The sequence below is a fragment of the Campylobacter sp. RM9333 genome (genome assembly GCF_020137705.1).
Classification (GTDB): Bacteria; Campylobacterota; Campylobacteria; order Campylobacterales; family Campylobacteraceae; genus Campylobacter_E.
In genome coordinates this window covers 24,750-31,063 of record NZ_JACGAY010000025.1, presented here as the reverse complement: position 1 = coordinate 31,063, position 6,314 = coordinate 24,750, and the positions used below count along the sequence as shown (strand labels likewise).

At 27.7% G+C, this 6,314-nt stretch carries 6 protein-coding genes and 1 tRNA gene; 1 reads left to right on the top strand and 6 read right to left on the bottom strand.

Annotated features, from left to right (window positions below; all coding sequences use genetic code 11):
- Positions 1-69: 69 nt before the first annotated feature.
- The 4 genes from AVBRAN9333_RS08305 to AVBRAN9333_RS08290 all read right to left on the bottom strand — a co-directional run bounded on the left by AVBRAN9333_RS08305 (position 70) and on the right by AVBRAN9333_RS08290 (position 3,270).
- Positions 70-1,371, bottom strand: a complete 1,302-nt coding sequence (locus tag AVBRAN9333_RS08305) for an outer membrane beta-barrel protein (protein ID WP_336609796.1) — start codon at positions 1,369-1,371, stop codon at positions 70-72.
- Positions 1,372-1,376: 5 nt separating this feature from the next.
- The gene (locus tag AVBRAN9333_RS08300; protein WP_214117624.1) at positions 1,377-1,586 is read right to left on the bottom strand and encodes an alkylphosphonate utilization protein; all 210 of its coding nucleotides are present in this window, start codon (positions 1,584-1,586) and stop codon (positions 1,377-1,379) included.
- A 22-nt stretch (positions 1,587-1,608) separates the two neighbouring features.
- Positions 1,609-1,695, bottom strand: a tRNA-Leu gene (locus tag AVBRAN9333_RS08295).
- A gap of 126 nt (positions 1,696-1,821) precedes the next feature.
- Positions 1,822-3,270 (bottom strand): DASS family sodium-coupled anion symporter, encoded by a 1,449-nt coding sequence (locus AVBRAN9333_RS08290; protein WP_214119728.1) that lies wholly within the window; start codon positions 3,268-3,270, stop codon positions 1,822-1,824.
- Positions 3,271-3,466: 196 nt separating this feature from the next.
- On the opposite strand from AVBRAN9333_RS08290, the gene AVBRAN9333_RS08285 reads away from it, so the two are divergent.
- Complete coding sequence (locus AVBRAN9333_RS08285; RefSeq protein WP_214150194.1) at positions 3,467-3,856, top strand: hypothetical protein; 390 nt, start codon at positions 3,467-3,469, stop codon at positions 3,854-3,856.
- A gap of 3 nt (positions 3,857-3,859) precedes the next feature.
- On the opposite strand, the gene AVBRAN9333_RS08280 is transcribed toward AVBRAN9333_RS08285, so the two are convergent.
- Together AVBRAN9333_RS08280 and AVBRAN9333_RS08275 are read right to left on the bottom strand one after the other, a co-directional pair.
- Positions 3,860-5,209: an APC family permease gene (locus AVBRAN9333_RS08280; RefSeq protein WP_214142755.1), complete on the bottom strand. Its 1,350-nt coding sequence runs from the start codon at positions 5,207-5,209 to the stop codon at positions 3,860-3,862.
- Positions 5,210-5,323: 114 nt separating this feature from the next.
- A complete protein-coding gene (locus AVBRAN9333_RS08275) occupies positions 5,324-6,301 on the bottom strand; it encodes an OmpA family protein (RefSeq protein WP_214150192.1) in 978 nt (325 codons plus the stop codon).
- Positions 6,302-6,314: the final 13 nt, after the last annotated feature.

Below are 6,314 nucleotides of genomic sequence, written 5' to 3'. Positions count from 1 at the left end.
AATATTTTTTTCATAGCGTATCCTTTCAAAATGATGCCAAATTATAGCATATTTTAAAAGGTTGTTAGCTTAAAATTTATATTTATACATTAAATTAGTGTAAAGATTATCGTAAGAATTGTATTCAATACTTGATTTTACCCTATTATATCCTAAATCAAGTGAGAAGAAATTATGATGATCCATATTGTATTCAGCACCAAAATTTACCCTATAGGTTATATCGTTTCTCGTATTTAAGAAGATTTTTTCATCATATTTACTTTTAGCATAACCTAAACTTGCTTTTAATATTACTTGTTTATTTAACATATAAATAATTCCGGCAGTAGCTGAATATTCTTTATAATTATTTGAACTTTCTTTAATTCTGCTAGTTTTTTCTATATCATAAGCAATTTTTAGATAAGACATACTTCTTTGAGAAATAATCTTACTCATAGCATAAATACTATGATGATTTGAATCATTCTCTTTATTATCTTCTATCAAATAATTATTGTGATTAATTGTATAGCCTAGACCAAAAGCTAGCCCACTTTCAGTATAATAATCACCTGAAATATCTGCTGTAAAGGTATTTAAATATCTTTTTTGTTTTAAAATAATATAATCATAAGACATTAAAATATTTAATTTAAATTGTCTTGATATCTCAAAACCATTATTAATTGAAGCTGTAAATACACTTAAATTCTGAAAATCTTCTTCAATTGGTTTTATATAATACTTATTATAAAAATTAATATTTATATCATAATCATATACATTATTAACTTGTTTTTTATAGCCAGCATTAAGATTAGCTAAAATACTACTAGCTGGTTGGTGCTTAGCACCTGGTATTGGAAAATTAATGCCTAATTGTGGCACTGGTAAATAACTATCTTTTAAATTCTGCTTTTTTGGGTTACTATCATAACCATATCCAAAACCAATACTCGCATAAGGTATATTTATTTCATTATTAACTTTTTGTTGATATTTAACATTTTTTAACATACTAGCAACTAAAGCTTTCTCATCATCATTTAAGCGTTCATCATCTTTTAAATTCTCTAGTTCTAATTTAAGTAAAGCTAAATTCCCATTTTTTTGATAAATAATAGCACTTTGTAATCTCGCTTCTGTATTAGTATCATCTAATACTAAAACCCTATCATAAGCAGCTAAAGCTTCATCGTATAAACCTAATCTAAAAGCACTTTTACCCATAATTAGATTTAAATTAATATCAGAGCAAGTTTGCTTACAAATAGAACTAGCTATATCATAAGAAGTTTTATAATCTTCCTGATTATACGCATTTACTAAATCATCAAATGGATTTGCTAATAAAGCAATAGGTAAAAATGTTAAAAATTTTTTCATAAATGTTAAGCCTTTTTTAAAAAACAAGTTTTTAAAACTATAACTCCGTGTTTATCAACTTTTGCTTCTATTTCATCATCATTTGAAGTAAGCTTTATGTTTTTTACATTAGTTCCTCTTTTAATAGTTAAAGAACTGCCTTTTACTTTCAAATCTTTAATAACGCTAACATTATCTCCTGCTTGTAATTCGTTTCCGTTTGCGTCTTTTGGCATTTTTATATTCCTTTTTTATTTATGGTGCCCAAGGTCGGACTCGAACCGACACAGGATTGCTCCTACTAGATTTTGAGTCTAGCGCGTCTACCAGTTTCACCACTTGGGCTAAAATTGCATATAATAATAAAATTTGCTTATAAAAAAATAAAAGTGTGATATTTTAAATATATTTTACTTAATATTTGATTATGAAATTCTTGTTTTGATATTCCTATCAAAACAAGAAAAAAAATTAATTCATTCCTAACATTTCCCAATAAGGAAGACCTATTACAAGGCATAAAATAAAAGATACCATAGCCACTACAAATCCAGTAATCCACCATTCTTTTACGGTGTTATATCCAGCTCCAAAAATAACTGAAGCAGCAGGACCACCAAAATGAGTTAATGCTCCGCCATAAGAATTTGTAGTAATTAATAAAAATGCTAATAAATATGGATCAACTCCTGCACTTTTGCCTATTAAAAATAAAACCGGTAAAAGAGTTGTAATGAAAACGGTTGCACTAGCATATAAATATCTTACGATAATACTAATAAAACCAATAATTATTAATACTATCAATGGGTCTAAATCTAAATTCATATTACCTTGAATAAATGTTCCAAGCCATTTAAAAAAGCCCAATTTATTCATCATACCTGATAGTGACATAATACCACCAAACCAAAATAATGTCCCTATACACTCTTTAGAACCTGCTATATCTTCAAATTTTAAAACGCCAAGTAATACTGATAAACTCATAGCACCAACAGCTACTGCAGTAGCATCTATATCAATCTTTAATCCAAATAAAGAACTAGCTAAAGACGGAACAGACCAACCAAGCAATGCTAGAACAAAGATTAAAACAAGCATTTTCTCACTTCTTTTCATCTCTCCTAATTCTTCTAAGCCTTGTTTTGAAATTACTACATTATCAATCTTTTTTATATCAGGGCGAACAAAAATATAAACAACTAATGGAATTACACATAAACACACAATACCAGGAATTATCATAGCAACAGCCCAATTCCCCCAATTTAAGTGAGTTCCTAAAATATCATTTGCATAACCAATCACTAGCATATTTCCAGCCATTGCGGTTGCGAAGATAAATGAAGTCATTTTTGTACTCATATAAGAATTACACGCTAAAAATGCACCTACTCTATTTTCTGTTTCAACTTTATCTTTTGATAAAGATTGTGCGATTGAATTTACAATTGGAAAGACAATTCCACCTGCTCTTGCAGTATTTGATGGAGTTGCAGGTGATACTACTAAATCCAAAAATGCAGTAACATAGCTAAGTCTTAAAGTAGTTTTACCAAATTTACCTATTAAAAAATAAGCCCATCTTTTACCAAGACCTGTTTTTGTAAATGCAATACTTAAAGCAAATGCAGAAACTATAATCCAAGTAGTTGAACTTGCATAACCGCTTAAAGCTTGTTTTGTAGCTTCTTTTGCACCACCTAAATAAGGTCCCATAAATAGTGCAGTTCCTGCCACTGCAGTAATTAATACCATAGAATTTGGTATAGGCTTAAATACAAGACCTAAAACTGCTGAAAGATAAATACCAAACATTACCCACGCAGCTTCGCTTAAGCCACTTGGCACGGGCAAAATAGTAGCGAATAAAAATGGAATAGCAATCAAAATAATAATAGAAATTGCTCTTTTCATCATTTCTCCTTAAAAAAAATTAAAAAATTAAGATTACTTTAGCAGAATAATTCATAAAATGTATTTAAATTGTATTTAAAACTTTAAAAAATGTGTATAAAAGTAACACTTATTATAAATTATTATCTTTTTTTGAAAAAAAATATAATATATTTCATAACTTTTTATAATATGAAAAATTTAATTAGGAAAAAATATGAGAAAATTAGCTGTTTTTATTTTAAGTTTAAATTTATTTGCATATACTTTAGATTTTCCTGGAGATAAAATTCCTTTTAGTGAAAATCCAGATTGGAAAGACCCAACTATACCTAAAAATTTATATCAAAACGATGATATAAATTATGATTTGCAAAAAAAAATAAGTGAATTAGATGAAAAAAAATTAAGAAAATTAAAAAAAGCTTTAGATATATTATTTGAAGATGAAGAAGAATTACAAGAAGAAATTCCCCAAACTGAACCCATAAAAATAAAGGAACCAACTCCAGATGAATATATACAAATTAGCATCAGCGGAGAAAAACCTATAAAAAAACAAAAAAATACTTATCAAAACAATAATATTTTGATAAATATTAAATAAGCTTTATTTATTACGAGTTTTATTAAAACTAAAAATAGCAATTATTAATGCTAATATAGGAGAACTCATAATTTGTAAAAAATATATTAATTCACTTTGCTCTTCTTCGTTTGGAGTAATAAAACTTAATATTAAAGCAAATACTACGCTACTAAGACCTAATATCGCTAAAAAATAACTAAGAATTTGATTTTGTATTTTAAATTCTAATTCATTTTCACAATAATTTTTTAATTTAAAATATGCTAAGAACATTGCAATATAAGGTAAAAAATAACTAACCGTGGTAAGAGAACTAAGTAGCCAATAAATATCTTGAGATTTATTAAAAAATACACAAAATATACAAATAATACTAACTAAAAATGCCTGAAAAAATAAAGCCTTATAAGGGGTATTATATTTTGGATGTGGTTTTGCTTCATAAAATTTAATTATTCCTTCTTTTGAAGCATTAGCTAGCATATATATTGGTGCTACCAACCAAGAATTAATCTGCCCTAAAGTGCCTACAAATAAACTAAAAGCCATTAATTGACTAAGACCTTTAAAACCTAAATTATTTTCAGCATAAGTAATTGCTTGCATAATACCATCTAATATATCAGTATCTTTTGCAGGATATATCACATTAACACAAAAAGTGCCTAAAATATAAATACCTACTATTATAAATGCACTAAAAAATATAGCTTTTGGATAATTTTTTTGAGCGTTATCAATTTTAGCACCTATCATTGTGCTAAGCTCAAGCCCTGCAAATGCAAACATCATAGTGCTTGAAAACACTAAAGTATTTAAATCAAGTGTAATTAAATACCCTGAATTATAAGGAGTTGTGATTTTGTGATTAGTCAAATAAAACATTAAAGCTACAACTATTAAAAGCAATGTAGGAAATAAAATTCCAAAATAAACAAATACTTTATTTATTAATTTGGTATATTCAAAACCCCTATAATTTATATATGTCAAAATAAAAAAACTCAATATAGAAAATATTGCGATAAAATAAGATTTTGCCTGTAAATTAAATATATAAGCTAAAGAATTTGCTGCGAAATACAACATCATTGGGAAAAAAGCTAAACAAGATAAAAGATAACAAATCAAACAAAAATAAGCTACTTTTACTCCAAAAGCTTTATTAATCCATAAAAATATACCGCCACCTTTAGAAAATCTAGAACCAAGTTCTCCACATATCAAAGCTAAAGGAATAAAAAATCCAAATGCTACAAAAAGCCATAAAATAATAGAACTAGCTCCGTATTGTGCGACATAAGGAATTTGTCTTAAAGAAAAAATCCCAATCAAATTCATAAAAATAATATCTTTTATACTCAACTTCATAATAAACCTAAAAAAATAAAATGAAGCGAATAATACTATTAAAATTGTAATAATTTAGAAGAAAAAAAGAAAAGGTTTCACATAATCTGTGAAACCTAAAAATAATTTATAAAATTATTGGCAGATGATTTTTAATTCAACTCTACGATTTGCTGCACGGCCTTCTTTTGTTTTGTTATCGCCGATTGCATTTTGGTCGCCAGCCCAACTTGGATTAATTCTGTCTTCGCTAACACCAGCTTTTACAAGTTCGGCTTTTACTGCTTTAGCTCTTTTTTCTGATAATTTTTTGTTATAAGCAGATGTACCGATTGAATCTGTATATCCTGTGATATTTGCAAAATATGCAGGCTCTTCTTTAATTAATTTAGCTAAACGCTCAATTTCAGGAATATAGTTAGCAGTTACATTGCTCTTATCAAATCCAAAATTAACTTTAACTAATTCTAAATCATAACATGCTTTTGGTTTTGGTTGTGGTTTTGGCTCAGGTTTAACAACTACTGGCTCTGGTTTAACTTCTACAACTGGTTGTGGAGCTGGAACAACTTCTTCTTTTTTACCATCAAAGTTAAAAATTACACCTAAAGTGCTAATTACATGGTGATCAGCGTGGCGGAATTTAATTTGGTCACGAACTTCTGCTCTTAAACCAAAGCTTTTGTAAATTTTGTATTTTAAACCAATACCATAATGACCAAACATTCCGTTTTTATTGTCATATAGATTTTCGCTGAAGTTTTCATAACCAACACCTAATAATCCATAGAAATCAAAGTTAGTATCACCAACTTTAACTGGGAATACTAAGTTTAAATAACCTCTATCAATACCCACTGGAGTATGACCTGCATTATCTATACTTTTATATTCACCTTTTTGGTGTTCATAACCAATTTCTGTTCCTACTGCACCATACATATAACCAATTCTTAATCCATAACCAAATTTATTCATAAGGTCAAGATTTCCTTCTGGAACATTGTATGTAGCGATTGGGCTTATTTCTAAGCCTTCAAAATTAATATCACTTGCATTTGCACTAACAGCTATCATTGCAGCTGCACTTAAAACTAAACTCATCTTTTTCATGAATACTCCTAAT